Genomic DNA, 19,647 nt, shown 5'->3' on the forward strand with positions numbered 1-19,647 from the left:
CAGGCACTGACAAGATCAGTAAATGATCAGGAAAAGTTGCCCGGGCTATTGTCACCGGTAACAGCTGTCAGATATAAATTGCTGCCCTCTTTAAAAGCAATACCGCCAAACAGCCCCCGGAAGCGGGAAAGACGGATATGCGGTGCTACCACCGTATAAAAACCGCAACGGCGCCTGTTATTCCAGGTCTGCATATTTTTTCCCTGCACGATAAATTACGTCCAATATCCTACCTTCGTTGTATTATCTGTCAGCATATTTATTTATTCCTTTAACGCACGTGGTTGCCGGATTGATCCAGAACTGTAACCCTGTACCATTATGAAATTAATACACATACTCATTACCCTTCTGTTCTTCTTTTCCGGGGCATACAGCCAGCAAATACAGGAGAAGAAAGACAGCATCACGCACCAGGTACAACAGGTGCCGGAGAAATTCATCTCACAGGCAAAAGCCAAATCAGACAAACTGAATAAGCAGGTTACCAACCGCACGGATAAAGCGCTGAAGCGCTTCCTGAAAGAAGAAAAAGCCATGCAACGCAAGCTGGCCAGGATAGATTCGGTGGCTGCCAAAAATATATTCACCCGCTCCATTGATTCACTGGGCAACCTGCAATCAAAGCTGCGTTCCAAACTGGGCAGCAAGGTTCCCGGCGCCCTGAACCAGTCTGGCGGCGCTTACCTGGACAGCCTGCAAAATTCACTGGCCTTCCTCAAAGGTTCCAAAGACCTGCTGAAACAATCCAAAGGCATTACGGATAAACTGGGAGGCGCTACCAAATCCATCGACCAGCTGAAAGACAAGCTGGCACAGGCCGAAGCTGTCAAAGCCTTTATCCGGGAGAGAAAACAGCAACTGAAGGAACAACTGGGCCAGTATACCGGCTTTACCAAAGACCTTCAGAAGATGAATAAGGAAGCCTACTATTACGCACAGCAGGTAAAGGAATACAAGGAAATTTTCAAGGACCGGAAAAAGGCGGAGCAGAAAGCGATGGAGGTCATCAAAAAGATGCCTGCCTTCAACGACTTCATGGCCAAACATTCGCAGCTGGCCAGTCTGTTTAACCTGCAGAGCGGGGCTGCCTCCGCACAAAGCCTGGAGGGCCTGCAAACGCGCGCACAGGTAGAACAGCTTATCCAGCAGCGCATCGGCAGCGGCCCTAATGCAGGCGCCGCGGTGAGTCAGCAGATGGCCGAAGCCCGCAGCCGTTTTGATGAACTGAAAAGCAAATTCCCGGATCTGGACAATGCCGCGGATATGCCCAATTTCAAGCCGAATGAAATGAAGACCAAAAGTTTTCTGCAGCGCCTCGAATTTGGCAGCAACATACAATTCCAGCGCAGCAACCAGTTCTTCCCCAGCACCGGCGACCTTGCCGGTCAGGTAGCCTATAAATTCCACAAGAATGGCAGCATCGGGCTGGGCGGCTCCTTTAAGCTGGGCATGGGCACCGGCTTCAACAATATCCGTTTCAGCACACAGGGTATGGGCATCCGTTCGTTTATCGACTGGAAGCTGAAAGGCACCTTCTACCTGAACGGCGGCTATGAACAGAATTTCCAGCCCAACTACACCGTTCCCGAAAATGCGCCGGCCACCACCACCGAAGGCTGGCAGAAATGGACCCCCAGCGGTCTTATCGGCCTCAGTAAAAAATATAAAATCAACAATAAGCTGAAAGGCAACATGATGGTTTTATTCGACTTCCTCTATAATCAGCATGTGCCGAGAACGGATCCGATTAAAGTGAGAATGGGATATAATTTTTGATGAATTACGAATTACGAATTGCGAATTACGAATGCAGGCGCGAAGAACTAACCGAAGATTAAAGTGGATACTTCTGGTTATCACCTTTAATCTTCGGTTAGCTCTTCGCGCCTGCATTCGCAATTCGTAATTCGTAATTCGTAATTAAAATTGTTAAGGTCTTGCAAAAACTCCCCCCTCCATAGGGGTATAACAATATTATCTGCGTCATAGTAAGAGAATAGCAGCCAGCCTCAGGGGCTGGTCCTTATCTGTACCACAAATAGTAAATGCCATGCGAAACAGCTGTTTTATTACTTTTCTTTTGCTGATGACTGCAATAATGCCTGTAGTAGCGCAGGAACGCGTTCCGGATCAGAATCCCCGCTATATGGAGAGCTATCTGCATTATGCGCCGCTTGCCGATTCGCTGAATGCCTTTCATGCCACTACCCTGCAGCAGACATATAAGGCCTATAACTATTTTGAAGCCAAAGCCGAAAGAAAAGCGCAGCGCAGGGAATGGCGGCAGCAGCGCAGGCTGCAGAACATCCGCTACAGCCCGTCCTGGCAGTATACTTCACCCTGGGGATATGATGATTATTACTACTATCGTCCCTATCGCCGTACCGCCTCTATGTTTACCAGCTACTTGACGGCCACGGCACTGGCATTTGGTATTTATAGCCTTTGGCGTTAGTATTCCAGCAATCAATCTAAAAATTCATATTCATGTTTAATGTAACACAGGGCGCTGTGATCAGCGCACTATGCGGCTGCCTTTTCCTGGCGGCATGCGCTCCGCGTCAGGTAACCAGAGTAAGCGAAAACGAGCAGATAGATGTCAGCGGCCGCTGGAACAACACCGACTCCCGGCTCGTAGCAGAAGCTATGACCACCAACATTCTGTCAGAAAACTGGTTATCCGATTTCCTGCAGCAGCACAAAGGCGCCAAACCGGTTGTTATCGTAGGACTTGTCAGCAACAAAAGTCATGAACACATAGATGCAGAAACCTTTGTGAAAGATGTGGAACGCTCTTTTGTTACCACCCAGAAGGTAAAGCTGGTACAGGCGGGCAGCAAGCGCGAAGAGCTGCGCGGAGAAAGGGCAGACCAGCAGAAGAATGCCAGCGTATCTACCATGAAGAAATGGGGACTGGAAATAGGCGCAGACTATATCCTACAGGGTTCCATCAACTCCATCGTGGATTCACATAAAAAGAAGAACGTTACCTATTACCAGGTAGACCTTGAACTGACCGACATACAGAGCAACGAAGTAGTATGGATTGGCAACAAGAAAATAGCCAAGTACATCCGCAATTAAAGCATTGAACAGACGAGACTATGCGCCATTCATCAGGAGGTAAATGGACGTTGCTGTTACTGGCAATGTCCATGTCCTGCCAGACCTATAACAACAAGATAAGCAGCTATTACAATCACCTTTCCACAGGAGAATTTGACGCCGCCGGCAAGGAGCTGGACAATAACAGGTTTCTCCGGCTTAAACGCAACAGGTTACTTTATCAGATGGAGAAAGGGAAGGTGGCCTTTCTCCGCGGCGACTATCAGCAGAGCAATAATTGTCTGAATGCTGCCGACTCTCTGCTGGAGAGTCATTTCAATGCCGTCCTGGATCAGGGTATCGGGCTGCTGCTCAATCCGGCTATGCAGCAGTACCGTGGTGAAGATTTCGAAAAGCTGCTCATCCATTACTATAAATCGCTCAACTATCTGCAGCTGCGTCAGCATGAAGATGCAGTTGTAGAAGCACGCCGTATTACGCTGAAAAATGATGCGCTGAACGACAGGAAGAATAATAACGACCGGAAGTATGCCAACGACGCATTTGCGCTGATGCTGCAGGGTATGATCTATGAGAGCGTGAACAACATCAATGATGCATTCATCTCCTATCGCAATGCAGCAGACATTTTCCTGAAAACGACTGACACCGCCTACTACGGAGTGAAGATGCCTGCGCAGCTGCAGCAGGATCTGCTGCACATGGCTTATCTGAATGGTTTTGGCACGGAGCTGTCCTACTACGAAAAACAGTTCAACACCACCTATACACCGCCTAAAAAAGAAGAGGGCGGCGATCTCATTCTCTTCTGGGAAAACGGGCTGGCGCCGGTGAAAACGGAAAATAATTTCTTCTTTACCCTCACCAAAAACGGGTTGGGCAGCGTAGGATTTACCAACGAAGAAACCAATCTGTTCATTCCGTTTGACTTCCGGCTGTTTCCCAAAGAAAATGCAGGCAAACTGGGGTATATGGAAACGTTCCGCGTAGCCTTTCCGAAATATATGGAGCAGCCGCTGTATTACACGAATGCCAGCATATCTGCCAACGCTGCGCCGGCTGTGCCTTTAGAAAAAATAGAAGATGTGAACCAGCTGGCTTTCCGCACGCTGCAGGAGCGGTTTATTAAAGAGATGTCGCTTGCCCTGACCCGGCTGGCCATTAAAAAGCTGGCAGAGCATCAGTTGAAAAAAGAAAATGAAACGGCAGCACAGGTGTTTGACGGGTTGGCATTTCTTACAGAAAAAGCGGACACCCGCAACTGGCAAAGTCTTCCTCATGCCATTTATTATGTGCGCATACCATTGAAGAAAGGCCGCAATGATATATCGCTGCAGCTTAGTAACGTGCACGGCCAGACGAATACGGTGAAACTACAGGTAGAAGGGAATGGCATGCTGCAGGCAAGGCACTACAGCTCCTTACAGCGGGGATAATCAGGGGAGGGCGGGCACCACCTGCCACTTCTTTCCCCAGTCCTGCAACCGGAGGATAAGTTCCAGCAGCTCACGGCCTTTCTCCGTAATGCTGTACTGTATCTGCAGGCGGCCGGAATCAGGGAGCGTTGTTTTAACAATCAGGTCTTCCCGGCTTAACTCTGCGATGCGCCGGCTCAGCACCTGGTCTGACAAAGTGGGGAAATACCTGCTGATCTTCCCGAACTGATCCACGCCATCAGCAATGCAATAGAGTATCTGCATCTTCCATCGCAGCCCGATACTGTTCAGCACTACATTCACATCACAGCATATCGCCAGCTTCCTGAAGTTTTCCGCATTGGTAGAATTTTCCTTTAACAGACTAGCCATCTTTTTACATTTTTCATTCAGGTAAAAATAGGCAACCAGACTGTCTTATTTCTTCGCCCGGCGGCTACCTGCCAGTAACCCGGTAGCCAGCGAAATCATAGCCGCCACACTTAACCCCAATCCGAAATAAAAGGTAGCCTGATCCCGGTTAAACATCGTCAGCAATAACAGCATAGCTGCCACTACGGGCGCCAGCAGTATGATATAGCCTTTGGCTTTGAGGGCACGGTCAAATAACATTATCAATCCCCATATCACCAGGCTGAAATAAACCGCCCCTGAAAATAGTAAAAACATCAGCCGTTCACTTTTCGCCGGCGCCCATAAGTGGAAACACAGATAACACCAGATAGCAGCCAGCAGCAGATACATTAAAAAGACACGCGAATACTTCATACAAACTATTATTTCGATTAAGACAGCTTCCAATATCATTACTCACTTTCGGGTGGGTTATTGCTCACGTTTTCTTCTCCCGATAATTTTACAAAAAATATGACATATGAAAACAACACATCTGCAAAGATACCTGATAATGGCATTGCTCCTTATCTTTCCGTTCCGCACGCTGCTGGCGCAAAACAGTAAACCCGTCTATGTATTGGTGCATGGCGCCTGGCACGGCGGATGGTGCTGGCAGGAAGTAAGCCGAAAACTCCGCGCACAGGGATACGAAGTGTATACCCCCAGTATGAGCGGCATGAGCGAGTATAAGCATACGCGTACGCCGCAAACCAACCTCAGTACACATATCACTGACATTATCAGTCTGCTTATCCAGGAAGACCTGCATCACGTAGTGCTGGTGGGGCATAGCTATGCCGGCGCTGTCATTACCGGAGTAGCAGACAGTATCCCGGAGCGCCTGGAGAAGCTGATATACCTGGATGCCCTGCTGCCACGCAACGGGCAGAACCTCATTTCCCTGCAGGAACCTGCACAACAGCGGCGGCTTAATGACTTAATAAAGCAGGGTAAAACTACCGTTCCGATTATGACTGCAGACCTGTTTGGGGTAACAGATCCCGCCAGGCTCAAATGGACAAATGAACGGCTTACGCTGCAACCTATCCGGACGTTTGCAGAGCCACTGCGGCTGAAGCATGTATACGGGAATAATATCCCGCTGGTATACATTGGCTGTACACAGCCACAGCTGCCGGTTATGCAGCAGTTTATTGATGCGGTAAAAAAAGACAGCGCATGGAAATATTACGGGCTGAAAACGGGTCATGATGCCATGATTACGGCTCCGGAGGAGTTAACGAAGCTATTGGTGGAGTTATAGGAGTTATCATCTGCAGCCCCGGGTAGCTGCCTGGGGCTGCAGATGATAAAATAATTTAAAGCGCCGGTATTTTGCTGTAAGCGCTGCTGCTTACAATTTAAACCAGACCAATCTCCAGCTCAGGTCTTTTCCACGTTGTTCTCCTTTTACCACTACATAAGCTTTCCTTTCTGCGTTATAGTCGCAGGCCTTAAACACCCCTGTATTATGATCTCTTTTCTCCACCTGTTCTCCCAAAAGATAATCAGCTGCAGGCACATCCTTATCGCCGCTCAGCGTATAGTAAAACGCATCGCAATCGTCTATCGATTTTACTTTACCCAGGTTCTTTCCCTTCTGTGCTTTTTCTATGTTATCCGCATCATCATTCAGAAAGAGGTAACTGTTAGCGCCGGTATTCAGATAACCGAATGCTTCCAATGGTGATGGTTGTTTATACGCCAGTTCAAAGTAGTTGTATGCATTGTAAAAAGTGGCCGTTCTGATCATTTCAGCACGCCAGTGGCGTCTGGGTAATCTGTATCTTTTCAGTTCCTCCATACTTTCCGTTGATAACACACTTACTATATAATCCTCCATAGACACCTGGGAAAAAGAATGGGAAGGTGTGGACCGGCTCTCTAAAAAAGTGAGGTTTTCATATACAACGGTAAATGTACCATCTTCATTGGGGAAAAGGTTCTGGGGCGCCACGGACTCTTTCCTGCTTAATAACCTGGTGGCAGCTTTTTTGTTGAAAGGATCGATTACGGTGACCGCATATCCTTCTCTGGCGGTTATTGCCAGCAACATCATTTTTTTAGATGCGGCGTTGTAGCGTGCCAGGGAAGCAACTGCCGGCTTTGTAATAGTGGCCAGCCTGTCTACTGTCAGCAAGGTATCTCCTGTTACGAGTGTACCCAACAGCAACTCCGTTTCTTTTCCGCCGGAAGCTACCGTATTGTAGCCATAGGCCAGTATTCCCAGTTTATTTTTCTCCAGCGGGGCAATACCCAGAAATTCCATGTACTTATATTTCTCTTCCGGCGATTTATAAAAAGCATGGCTTAGCTCTTTGTTATCAGGGCCATAGATGGAAACAACTACCCGCTTGTTTCTGTCTGGCTGAAAACTATTCATAGCCACCACAGCGTACCCATTACCTTCCGGCATTGCCTCAGCAAAAAAGTCCGGTTCCGGTACATCAGCAAAGGCTACGCCCAGTAATTTGAAATACGAAACCTTCTCCAGCTCGCCGATAGTGGCTTCCTCTTTTAATGCGCCGGTAGCGGCATCAATTACCAGCCGTTGTAATACCACCTGATGTTTATCCACAGCGCTGATGAGAACGACCACTTCGCCGTTCATATCATACACGCCTTTCACGCGGAAGCTGCTGCCTTTACCAAGATGGGGGTGTAATTGTTTAGTAGCCTTCACCATAGATTTCGGGCTGTAGATTCTTACTGTCAGCGCCTTTTTGCTGAGGCCCATATAAAAGGTGTTACCATTTTTCATCAGTAATACCTTCTGTATACCTACAGATTCATCTTCTCCGAAGACCGGGCTTTGTGAGGCAATTTTCAGTTGTCCGAAGGAAAGGATACTCAGTAACAGGAGTACCGGTATCAGGGATAAATACTTCATAGATGAGATATTGAGGTTGCGAACTTACTAATTAATCCGGGTACGCAATTAATTATTAAAATACAACTTATCATGAATGATGATTACCGTAAAACCCTGATGGGGCCGGGCATTACGGCAATAATTTTATTCCTCACATTACCTCCGGTGCACTTTCCAGGCTAGCGATAGTGATTCAATTACATATAACAAAAAAACAATTTATTAAATACTAAAATCTAAACTGCAACCAAATTACCGTGACAGGTGTTAGTTTTAGTTAGTTTTTAATTACTCATTATTTTATTTAACCCAATTTATTATTTAACCCAAAATCTGTCTAGCATGAAACATTCTAATGGATTCTTCATTAGCGCAGTCATCTGTATGACTTCATTAACCCTCCTCTTCTCTTCCTGCTCAAAGAATGAAAAAGAATTACAAGTGCCATCGCCCGCTCCCAATGCAGAAGAGATGACGAATTATCTGGTAAATCAGGGATTTGACCGGGAGCATATTGTATTTGACAAGGACCGTGTTGTTATTGAAAGTGATATCATTATGTCTCTTTCAGATCTTAAGCAACGTACAGCCGAGTGGAAGGCTAAGCCTGAAACTGAACACCGGCGGGGTACTTACATCGTAAGCAATACCTATAACACCAACATTAAATTCTACCTTGATCCGGCTATACCTCAGGTATGGAGAACGGCTATTCAGGGAGCGGTGAACAACTGGAACGCCGTAAATGGTACACGTCTGGGTATGTCTATTGTATCCACACAGGCAGGTGCAAACACCAGGGTTTTCATGGGCTATGAAAACGCCAACTGGATCGCCAGGGCTTATCTGCCAGGATCAGACAGCAGACCAGGCGTAACGGTGGAAATTAATTCCAAATATAACAGCATGTCTGCCAGCCAGCAGCTGTTTGCCATCACGCATGAATTTGGTCATACCATCGGTTTCCATCACACCAATCAGGCTACCGGTGTATTCATCAACGGAACACCTACCTCTGATCCGAATTCTGTGATGAACTCCACTGTGCTTCCATGGAATGGATTTACAGCAGGAGATGTTCGTGCGACACAGATTTTGTATCCGCAATAGTTGGTGGTATAAAAGGTTTTTCAGGGCTGGCTGGATGTGGATCCAGCCAGCTTTTTATTTTATAACAATGACGAATCGGGCATTCTTTATAATGTTTACAGGTTTGCATTAAAGAGCTGTGGCTTCAAGCAAGCGGCCATTACTATATCTTTCCTTAAAATAAACAGTACCTTTCCGGTCGCGATATAACCAGATACCGTCACGGAGTGGCCGGTAAAATGTCCGATGCTTACTACCGCTCTTACCTCCTAACTTTCGGATATATATAGTCTCCGTATGCAATAAAGGAGATGCAGCATAGTGGCCTTCTATCCTTATCCCACCGGAATCATTCAGTATCTGAAAATTGAGGTCCCCGGCTTTATTAATATTAAATGCCTTCATTAATTTACTACTGTCTGAGCTCAGGTTTGTCACGACGGAAGAATCATTTGGGTTAAATAGCTCAATATATTGCTTATTGACATCTAAGAAAATGGGGTATTTCAGACAGATAGTTTGGCTGTAAGTTTTTGTGACGTATAGACAGGTAGTAATACAGATTATAAGTGCTTTAGTGAATTGTTTCATAATAGCCCTTTAATAACTTTTTCAGTAAAATTCAGCCGGTAGTTGACTACAATTCTTCCGTATTATTTCAAGCCAGATTGAATCATAAGTAAGCTCCTTTGGATTGTCCAGGTATGGAGATAAATCCAGTAACTTTCCGGTTTGCAGATCCAGATTTAATATTCCCATCAATGCACTATCATGGTTATGTGTGTGATAAATCCGAATACCCAGTGATGGGTTTATAGAGTCTCCAGGTTCACTAACATGTATTCTATAATCTGACAGGTACAATTTAGCCTCCGGCTGATAATTGCTTGTCTGAAACATTAGGTTTAGTGCTTCATCGCAATCCGCGACACTTGACACCTCCGGTTGTTTTTCAGTAGCATTAAGTGTCCTGGAGATAGTATCAATTCGTTCAGGTACAATAACTATACTATCGGCTTCTGTTTTTTCATACCGCGTTGTTTCATTACATGCCGAAATAGCCAGGTAAAAAAAAATAAAATAATATTTATTCAATTGAAATTGATTTATTATCAAAGATTATTCTTTTAAGTATTTTATCAATGAAGCAATAATTTCAAAACTAATCTTCTCATTTTAGTATTAACAATACAGCTATTCATAGCCTACAGTTTCTAAACACATATCCACTCCTCTAGTATCTATATTTTGGATGTTATAATCTTACAGAATCCACTACTTTCATATATTCTAGACTATTCATATTATATTTGCCCGATAATTAATTATTCATCGTAAAAGGTTGATCCGTCCCAAAATTTGAGATAAAAAGATTAGTTACTTCTGAGCGGAGGAAATTGAACTACTGCAGTACAAGAAGTTACTTTAATTTTATTTATGCATATCTCAACCAATTCATAAATACAACAAGGGGTATCCCCCTTGTTGTATCATTTTATTGCAACAAATTATTTCTTCTCTTAAGATTATGTAAATCCTTTGATGTATAATTTTTTAATTCTGCAATCAGTCTCCCATTTTTTATCCAAAATGTTTCTCCCCAACCTTCAGAATGTAAACCATTCTGATCAAAAAAACTAATTGAATTAGAATTATCAATATCGTAGATATACAACTGAATATCTGAATTATTTGTCAGAGATAGTAGAAGATTTCTCAACTGAACAATTGTCGGACTCCATTCAGCATACATAAATATTATACCTCTTTCAATTAAAGAAACGTTTATGGAATAATCTCCCATAATGGACTTTGGATACTTTGAGCATAACAATTCAAGTTCAGACTTCATTTACTTCATTTTATATTGAACAGTTTTCTGGACAAATTCATCTGCTGTTCCTGGCGCTATCACTTTGGACTTTTCAGAAACTAATTTAGCTTTATCCTTTAAAAGATCTCCTAACTTACCAAAAAACGAATTTTCTGGAGCAGAAAATGTAATTGTAGTCCCGGAACGAGACAGTCTTGCTATTTCAGATAACTCTGCCTCGAATAATGGTGAATTATTTATCACGATTCGTTCTGCAGACCCACTAGCAAATGTTGAAGACAAAGGCCTTCCATTAGCAAATCTAGAATTTACAGCTATATCTGTAAATCCTGCAACTTCTCCTTCTCCATAAATATTATATCTCCCTCTACCTCTACTACCTAAATTCCCTGCCCCTCCAGCTGGTAAAGCCGCATTTTCAGGGCCTATTGCAGCATTATACTTTGCAGCTGCAATATTAGCCATATCAGCAATAGACCTTGAGCCATTCTTTCTACTTGCAAAATCCTCAAATGAACTATAAGTTGTTCTAACATCAAAGTCCTTCCATTCTTGCGGCTGATTAGGATCTAAACCGCCGTGTCTATCAATCGGTTCCCTGTAGGTATCATGTATTGTATATAATTGGCGTTGATTTACTCTCGTCTCATAGACTGGAACTGGTGCATCATTATATATTCCATGGCCACTGCGATATCCGACAACTACGCGATCTACGATATCCTTTTTACCAAGATACTTAATAACTGTAGATCCATCTTTCCCCTTTAAGTTAGTAAAATGGTATTCCTCCGCTCCATCTAGATCTATTGCTTGTATTGGAGTATTTCCAGCAAAAGAATATGGTGTATAGTGTGGGTATTGTTTGGTCAAAGGGTCAACCGTTAAAAATCTGCTCACCCTCGGATCATACACCCTCATTCCATAATCCTGCTGATTCCCATCACCCTTCACTTCATTATCATTCTCCTTCCCATTAAACCCATATCTATATCTATCCGTCCCTAAACTCCATGCCTTCGTAGACAATTGCATTCCAAACGGAGCATAGTCTGTCATGGAGGTGATGGTCTTCGTATCCGAGATGGTTCCCATCACATTTCCCAGGTGATTGGTTAACTCATAGGATAACAGATTGCTCTGCCCCCATAGTTGTACCGCAGTATTAGTACTAAGCGACATATTCGGCGACCACATACCTACGCGTGAACTACCATACAGGTGTTGTTCCTTCCAGTAAACGGTACTACCGCTCCCGTTATCACTATATACTGCCAGCGGGTTACCCTGCGGATCTCGGATATACCAGGTTTTAGTTATGATTGTAGTTGTGGCTCCTTTATTCTTATACTCCTTATAAACGCGGTTACCAGATGGGTCATATTTATAAACTAAAGAACTCCCTCCGTCAAACAGAATACTTTGGATTTTACCGTAAACATTCCAGTTGACAGTGATTTTGGCCGACTTATCCTTGATAAGATTACCTATCTCATCATAAATATAGTTATCCGCTTCCATTCCGTCAATGTCATTCTTATATATGTTAGGATCCACCATATCTGTGATATGGCGTAATCTGTTGGACTGCAGATTACCTGCCCCATCCCGTGGGTAATGATAGGTCATATCATCCATCGGCAAGCTCGTATCACGGGTACCATTTCTGAAGTAAGACAGGATATTACCATTATCATCGTACCTGATATCTTCCTGAAAATCCTGCACCACTTGTGCCAGCCCCCAATTCGTAGTACCGGCAGTCAGCTCGTGCTGCCGCATACGCACCAGACGGTTCAATTGATCGTATCTATAGCTGTACCCGACCGGTGCACCGCTCTTGAATTTACTGAGGGCTACAGTACTATGACTGATATTCCCATTAAACAATTGCCATCCCGTAATATCGTTGACAGCCGGAGTATACTTCAGACTAAAATTTGTAGCTGCAGGATCAATTGGCTTATAGTCACCATCAAAGTAATTCAGGCTATACGCCATTATATCAGGAGCAAAACTACTTCCGCTGATACCATCCTTACCCATATCAGTATTAGGATTCAGATGAGATCCATTGATTCCTTTTAACCAACCTTGTAATGTGTAGGCATAATCAATTCCCTGCACCCCCACACCTATGTCTGTACGTGCCAGTGGTCCGTGGAGATAATACTGATAGGTGGCTGCAGGTTTACCCTGGTTGATCTTCCATCCATCTCCTTTATGTGAAACACCATTGGTAGCTAATTTCAGCTTGTTCTCTGCATCGTATTCATAGTTATAGAAGAATTGATCCGGTTTGCCATACTGGTAACGGACTGCATTTACTTTACCACTCGCCAGATCATAATTATACTCCAGCTTCTTCATCTCACTCAGGCCAAATACTTTTTGCCAAAGGGTTTTAACATTACCAACTGCATCATAACTATAATAGGTTGTCTGTTCTTCCGTTCCTTTCGTTTCTTCATAAACACTTGCAGATACACGTTTCCATAGGTTTTCCTGTTCAGCAGACAACCTGGGCATATCATAATAGGTACGCGTAATCATACCGTCGGTACCTGAATTCAGGAACGTGCTCACTTCGTTATCTTTCAGGAAAGCAGGAGCAGCAGGAATATTTCCAGCCGTTTTTTCTCCCACTGCAGTAATACGACTCAGGTCATCATAAGTGGTAAAGCTATGCTTACCCTGTGAGGATTGCTTCTGGTTACGCGATGCTACCAGACGGCCTTTGGCATCATACCAGAAAAAGCTCATTCCTCCATCAGCGGTATGCTGCTGTACCGCCTGTCCCAGTGAGTTATAGGCATAATCCGCGCTCAACCGGTGTTTCGGATAAATAGGATTCTGCTGCACCTCCACTGTACTTCCCGGCATGGTAGTCACAGAACCTGGAGTTGGCGTATTGAAACGCCCCCATACCAGTATATCCTTCATCAGACCTGTGCTATATGCGGATGCCATTCCCATACACATTTCCTTCGCATTAGCAGCAATTTCTGCGGTGGTTAATGCCCGGTTATAAACGCGCAGTTGTTTTATCTGAGACAAATCCTTTGTGAAAGTAGCATTGGTAGTTCCGGCTGTGATTTCCCAACCGCAGCCTCCGAAAGCAGGATTATTAACCGGCGTAAAGCTGCGCCCATTAATAAATACAGAAAACGGTTTGGTATCATCTGACAAATCCGTTCCCTGGAACACCACATGTGTAAACGGATTCAGCGGCTGTATGGAACTTACATTCAGACTGAACAGATTGGATCCAACAATTTCCACAGTAGTCTGGGAAGGATAGGTTAGTTTATAGATCGCAACATCCAGGAAGTTCCCTTTCTGGCATAGATAGAAATAAACTTTATTATTCCCTCCGGGTGTAATCACCTGCGCACCACTGCCGTTCTCACTATACATCCACATTTCCACAGCTTTATTAGCGCCGGTAGTACCCGTTGCCAGCGCTTCCAGCGCTGCTGCTTCATCTGTATTACTCAACGGACCATTAAAACTGCAACTACTGAGATCTGCATTACGGGCACGGGTTATATTATCCAGCCTCCACTGATCCTGGATAATATCAACTCCTTCCGGCGGAACAGTGCGTAACAGCAAGCCTCCCTGGTCGTAATAGTATAAAGTGTAATGATAATTCTGCTGCGAGGTATGCAGATCTACTTTAGGCTTAGCCTTACCACAGATACTTACATACTGGTTACGGAAATCTCTCTTTACAGAATCTATATATTCACCATACATTCTCCGTCCACTCTCTACCGCAGCATCAATAAGATCATACATACATTGATACGGGTTTGCCTGTACCACATCATAAACAGGCTGGTTACACAGTACTTCATTAGGTGACGACTGCAATTTCACCCGGTACTTGTCATAGTCTGAAAACGCCAGTGTAAAGCCCCATCGCTGATTCATGAAATTGCGGTACACTTCCTGATAGTTTGCATGACCGGTATTAACTGTTCCTCCGAATGCCGTTTTCAGGGCGGTTTCCGCATCCGTAAATGCCTGTTTTGCTATACAGCCGGTAGCGTTACCATCCAGGAATACAGGCAATTTCAGGGATCTGTCCAGCAGGTAACGGCAATTAGCACAGCCTTTTTCAAGCGCTGCCAGGTCGGCAGCGGAGATATTCATCGCGCCGCCGTACTTAGATTTCAGGTAATTAAAGAAGGTCATGCCTGGTTGCGTGCTGGCCTGTTCCTGCTTTAAAGCAGCCAACCGGTTACAGATGGCAGCATTGGTATTGCTGATTATTACAGCCACTGACTGATTCTTTACCTGGTAGGGTGTTAAAACATCCTGCAGCCAGGGGTTATAGTCCATGCTGAAAGGAATAGAGTAGCTTTTAAGAACCGCCTCATAATCGCGGTAAGGAGCTGTTGCCACTTTATCCGGACGAACTGAGGAAGAACCAAAGATATGGGCAGAATCACCACCGGCCATACACACTTCAATCAGTTTATTCCTCATATCGGCCTGCTGCTGGGGAGTTAATCCCGTCAGCCGCGCAATCAGCTTATCTGCATTGGCCATACAGGACGGATACAGCTGATTTCGCAGCGCGACTTCTGCTTCCCGGATTAAACTGCTGGTATTCTCATTTGCTTTTTCTGTGTAATCAATTTTACTAAGACGGGATTTTTTTGACGCATATACCGTTGGACAGGTAGCTCCGCCATGGCAGGAAATTAAAACGACTTCCAGATCAGCTTGCGGGTCAACATAGGTATAAGAGGTCCTGTTGGTTGATGACAGGTTGAAACTTCCTCCGACATTACCGATGTTCCCGGGCATCCTAAAGGTTACGTTCAGGGTTACATAAATCCCATCAGCAAGGTCAACACCATCTCTGATGGTTGCAACCCATCTCATACGCGCTCCCTCCATTTCATCACTCATAATAAAGAAATCATCTACACTGACATTATTACAGGTACGAACATTCGGTTCCGGTTTTCCCGGAGGCATGCCTACAGGGCATTTCCCCTTGCATGGCCCTAAATCCTGTAATTTCCGGTATAATCTTTCCTTCAACTGCACATACTTCTGCAGGTACATCATCCATTCCCTATCGGGCACACGGCATGCAGCTACGGGAGTACACTGATTCCAGCGGATAGCCGAACTCAAATTTTGATTCTGGTTCGTATTACCTGTGGAATCTGCACAGTACAACAGGAAATCTACCACCCCGGATAAATTCTTCACTACATCCTGCTTGCCGAAAATGTTTTTGGAATAATTATCCAGATCCGCCTTAAATTCCGCAGCATAGTTCGCCCCAGGTGCTCCAGGTGCGAAAAACTTATCTGCAGCCATTAACCAGGCGCCATCGGTATAGCTATACTGCAGCCCAGGTTTCAACGACGGAATATCAGCGGCGGTATTATATATTTTTTCCAATCTGTCATCCCAGGTTTTATACGTGCTGATGGAATTACAATATTCCAGTCCGCAATACTCCGGATGTGCCATCAAAAATGCATTTGACCATTCCTTCTTCCAGTATTTCACTAATATCGCCAAGGTACAGGACTGGCTGTTGGTCATAATTTTAGTGCCATCCTCCATGGTGATCTCTTCTTCAATAGCATCCGGCCCCCTGAATACTTTTGTCCAGTTGTTGCTGATGACATTTATTTCGGGTTCCAGCGGCTGGCCTTCAGGTGTAAACAGGGCATACTGACCACCGGGGGTAATATCTTCCAGCAATTGTTTTTTCAACCGGTCGCAGGGCGATTGCAAACAGCTGGCCCGAACTGCCTGGCAGTTGGCATACAAGGCATCGTACAACTCTGCTGCCCAGGTATTCAATACAGTTTCTTGTCCTGTAATATTCGCACCACCCTCTATTACCCTTTGCCTCAAAGCAGCAACAAAGTCTGTTTTAGCACCCAATGCCGATTTACAGGATACACACTCTGAAAAACAGCCGGTAAAATTCTCCCGCTTCAGTTGGTCCAATACAAACTGAAACTCTGTACGCAGGTTAGTATTACGGGCTACAAAATCATTGGCATAATCATCAATCACATTGCGGCTCAGTGCCAGTTCGTAAGTGATATAGTACTCTCCGATTTTATCAACCCGGAAGGTCAGCAGATCGTTAAAGTCTGCCAATGCCGTACAGTCAGGCAGCTTCTTCCCGATTTCTTTAGTTTTTACCTCTGCCAGCTTCTTATTACAATCATCCAGCACAGTTACTGTAAGATCGTAATAACAATTACTGCAGATAGTTACACCTTTCTCCTCATATTTTTTAATGATAGCCGGTACATTAATGCGTAAACTATCCAGTACGCCAGCAGTAGATGACAGGTAAGTTGTAGTGGCACTCAGCTTCAGCAGCTGCTCATCAAATACAAAGCGCTCCGGCTGTAACAATGGTATCCTGCTGCGGATTGCCGGCGGACGGCTTTCCAGTGCTACCTGGCTGGTATCCGGGTTGGTACCGGTCATAGCGGTTGCAATAGTTTTTCCGGCCGCATTCTGATAGTTGATCGATATCTGACCATTGGGATCCACGACCATATTCTTCAGATAATGGCTGGCAACACCAACATCGTTACCGAAAATCCGGTCCAGCTCCCATTGCTCCGGTTTACCATAATAGTAACGGGTGGCGCGGTTCTTCAGCGGGTCTGCGTTTGGTTGCAGGTAAGGCCCTACGCCTCCCTGGGTACTGATGCGCCCCGTATTATCTGCTGTATAGGAAGTTACCGCTAACGGCAACCCTACTGCATCCGGAATAAAATTCCTGAACTTGTTCTGCGTAAAACCGTTCTCCTTACTATAATATTTTCCTGCTCCGGACGTCGTATTCAAAGGATCCGGCGCACCGATACAATTTCCTGTCAGCCCTTTAAATACATTTGTGGCGGAATAGGTTTTTGTACCCGCCATATGCAGATCCCGGAAATACTGGATATTATTCGTTTCCAGCGGAGCGGGAAGAATATTGGCAACGGGTCTGCCATAAGCGTCATATACATTTTCCTGTGCTACGGTAACACCATCGCTGTTATTATAGGTGACTGTCTGACGGTTATGCATACTTCCGTCAAAATAACTGATTACTTCTTTCCGCTTTCCTTCTTCCGCGTAAGAGGCATTGTACTGCCAGTTCAATCCCGGCTCATGCCAGAAAGTAGTTAATGCCAGCAATCCCGGTATCGGCTGTCCGTTCACCTTCCCGTCATATACCCACGGGCTTTCTGTTCTGAGTCCGTTGGCTTCTGTTACTATCCTGTGCCTGACAAGCAGATACTTATACTCATGGATCAGGGGAACCGCATACATGTTGGTTTGTACCGTTACCCGTGAAGAATTGTTGCGGAACATCGGCATAAGTAATGCCGGAGTAATATTGCTTCCTGCAGCAATTATTTTTCTGCCGTTGTCTGATTCTTCATCAATAAACGTCCATTCGAAGTCATAGTTAAAAGGCGATTCCGGATCCCATGATATAGTCACATCTTTTGGTGCGGCCGGAGGGGCAGCACCCGCCATAGGCACCTGATCAGCCGCAGCACCTGCTGCAAAGGCCCTGTTTGCAGCACTCTTCTTTTTCTCCGGCAGATAATCCCGGTTCACTACCACCTGTGCACTCAGAATAAAAGCGGCCGGCAGCTCTTTCAGCTCTTTACTGCTGATATCGTTGATGGTAATTTTTACCTTGTATGCATTTTTGAAATCATACTGCGCTGCCTCCTGATACACTGCGCCTGCTGCAGTATCGTAGTTAATCGTCAGCGGTACATGCTGTAGCGTGATGGGTATATCCTGATCCGGTTTACTCCAGTATTCCACTTTCATATCCAGCTTACAGGAAAATGATTGCTTAAACACCAGCTGGGTATCGCGGTTGATGCGAAATACGATGGTGTTCACTACACCATAATTACGGATGTTCTTCCAGTCGTAGGCCGGGTTTTCAAACTTTTCATCTTTCACAATCAGGGTATCGCCTTTCTTCAGCTTACCCTGTAACTTTTGCTCATATGGCTCCACTCCTGCCTTTGCACTCATATGACAGAGAAACAGGCAGGCCAGCAGACTGATAAAAAATATTCTCAACTGATAATATAGGGATATCATTACAATTCCATTAATAGCGTTAACATTAGAAGGCGTTTACCAGCTTATAGTCCTTGTAAGCTCCCGCAGGTGTCCACTGCGGAGCACTCCCTGAAAGGTAGCTGCCCATATCCAGTATTTTTCCGTTTACATAGTCCTCTTTCCATAAGGTAATCACCGTATGTACTTCCTTGTCCATATCCGGATTAAATGGGTCCCGCAGATTTGTCAGACGCATGTAGTTCTCCTTCAGGGATAATGTTTCCGGATTAAACACAAACCGGTATTCTTTACAGGTAGCATGATTGGCGCAGGTAAGACTGACAACAGAATCTCCTTTGCTTATACCGGCATGAACACGGTAATTTTCATTATCCCATACCTTAAATAAAGTATCCATCGGCAACTGGAATGGTGCTGCCAGTTTTTTCGGACGGGAAACAATGATCTTCCCGGCATCATGGCTGATGGTGATAAATGCATCTGCTAACGATATCATCTCCGTTGAACCTATCTTATAATAAAACTCATTACCATTACGGGAGAATATAAACTCCTGTGAGATATTCGCCAGGCTGTCCGCATGATCCACTGCGCTGAAAACACCACTGATATATAGTTTTGTACAACTGTCCAGATGAGCATACAACCTGAATATAGATGACAGCTGCGCTTTCTCCGTTTCGCTGAAGCGATGCTGCGCATCCGGTACGAATGCCTCCCGTTGTGTGTTCTCCTTCAAAAAGACCCTGCGTAAGGCAGGTGTGGCAAATACCGTAACCAGCATGGCTGACAGTATAACTACCGGTAATAATACCTTTATCCAGATCGTATATTTCTTCATGTCAATG

Annotated in this window: 13 protein-coding genes; 6 read left to right on the plus strand and 7 right to left on the minus strand. The window is 44.9% G+C overall.

All coding sequences use genetic code 11. The annotated features are described in order from the left end of the window. Positions 1-26 precede the first annotated feature (26 nt). The gene (locus GWG06_RS28945) at positions 27-194 is read right to left on the minus strand and encodes a hypothetical protein (protein WP_160717987.1); all 168 of its coding nucleotides are present in this window, start codon (positions 192-194) and stop codon (positions 27-29) included. A 127-nt stretch (positions 195-321) separates the two neighbouring features. Here GWG06_RS28945 and GWG06_RS28950 point away from each other — a divergent pair, with 127 nt between their 5' ends. The 4 genes from GWG06_RS28950 (at position 322) to GWG06_RS28965 (ending at position 4,505) form a co-directional block, all read left to right on the plus strand. Then, positions 322-1,779 (plus strand): coiled-coil domain-containing protein, encoded by a 1,458-nt coding sequence (locus tag GWG06_RS28950; protein WP_160717988.1) that lies wholly within the window; start codon positions 322-324, stop codon positions 1,777-1,779. 310 nt (positions 1,780-2,089) lie between these two features. Then, positions 2,090-2,458, plus strand: a complete 369-nt coding sequence (locus GWG06_RS28955) for a hypothetical protein (RefSeq protein WP_127037288.1) — start codon at positions 2,090-2,092, stop codon at positions 2,456-2,458. A 32-nt stretch (positions 2,459-2,490) separates the two neighbouring features. Further along, the gene (locus GWG06_RS28960) at positions 2,491-3,087 is read left to right on the plus strand and encodes a penicillin-binding protein activator LpoB (RefSeq protein ID WP_127037290.1); all 597 of its coding nucleotides are present in this window, start codon (positions 2,491-2,493) and stop codon (positions 3,085-3,087) included. Positions 3,088-3,107: 20 nt separating this feature from the next. Then, positions 3,108-4,505, plus strand: a complete 1,398-nt coding sequence (locus tag GWG06_RS28965) for a COG3014 family protein (protein WP_235938586.1) — start codon at positions 3,108-3,110, stop codon at positions 4,503-4,505. On the opposite strand, the gene GWG06_RS28970 is transcribed toward GWG06_RS28965, so the two are convergent. Continuing rightward, positions 4,506-4,877 carry a winged helix-turn-helix transcriptional regulator gene (locus GWG06_RS28970; protein WP_160717990.1) on the minus strand — a complete coding sequence of 124 codons (372 nt, stop codon included), beginning with the start codon at positions 4,875-4,877 and terminating at the stop codon, positions 4,506-4,508. A gap of 45 nt (positions 4,878-4,922) precedes the next feature. After that, positions 4,923-5,273, minus strand: a complete 351-nt coding sequence (locus GWG06_RS28975) for a hypothetical protein (RefSeq protein ID WP_160717991.1) — start codon at positions 5,271-5,273, stop codon at positions 4,923-4,925. Between the two features lie 106 nt (positions 5,274-5,379). On the opposite strand from GWG06_RS28975, the gene GWG06_RS28980 reads away from it, so the two are divergent. Next, positions 5,380-6,165 carry an alpha/beta fold hydrolase gene (locus GWG06_RS28980; protein WP_202183152.1) on the plus strand — a complete coding sequence of 262 codons (786 nt, stop codon included), beginning with the start codon at positions 5,380-5,382 and terminating at the stop codon, positions 6,163-6,165. Positions 6,166-6,255: 90 nt separating this feature from the next. Here GWG06_RS28980 and GWG06_RS28985 read toward each other — a convergent pair whose 3' ends face one another. Continuing rightward, positions 6,256-7,791 carry a hypothetical protein gene (locus GWG06_RS28985; RefSeq protein ID WP_160717992.1) on the minus strand — a complete coding sequence of 512 codons (1,536 nt, stop codon included), beginning with the start codon at positions 7,789-7,791 and terminating at the stop codon, positions 6,256-6,258. Between the two features lie 324 nt (positions 7,792-8,115). Here GWG06_RS28985 and GWG06_RS28990 point away from each other — a divergent pair, with 324 nt between their 5' ends. After that, positions 8,116-8,883, plus strand: a complete 768-nt coding sequence (locus tag GWG06_RS28990) for a M57 family metalloprotease (RefSeq protein ID WP_235938587.1) — start codon at positions 8,116-8,118, stop codon at positions 8,881-8,883. Between the two features lie 1,474 nt (positions 8,884-10,357). Here GWG06_RS28990 and GWG06_RS28995 read toward each other — a convergent pair. From GWG06_RS28995 to GWG06_RS29005, 3 genes are read right to left on the minus strand one after another with little or no spacing between them, the layout of a single operon-like run. Beyond that, positions 10,358-10,714: a hypothetical protein gene (locus GWG06_RS28995; RefSeq protein ID WP_160717993.1), complete on the minus strand. Its 357-nt coding sequence runs from the start codon at positions 10,712-10,714 to the stop codon at positions 10,358-10,360. After that, the gene (locus GWG06_RS29000) at positions 10,715-18,817 is read right to left on the minus strand and encodes an RHS repeat-associated core domain-containing protein (RefSeq protein WP_160717994.1); all 8,103 of its coding nucleotides are present in this window, start codon (positions 18,815-18,817) and stop codon (positions 10,715-10,717) included. A 25-nt stretch (positions 18,818-18,842) separates the two neighbouring features. Continuing rightward, on the minus strand, positions 18,843-19,640 hold the full coding sequence (locus GWG06_RS29005) for a hypothetical protein (protein ID WP_160717995.1): 798 nt from the start codon (positions 19,638-19,640) through the stop codon (positions 18,843-18,845). Positions 19,641-19,647 lie beyond the last annotated feature (7 nt).

The organism is Chitinophaga solisilvae, assembly GCF_009928525.1.
GTDB classification, from domain to species: Bacteria; Bacteroidota; Bacteroidia; order Chitinophagales; family Chitinophagaceae; genus Chitinophaga; species Chitinophaga solisilvae.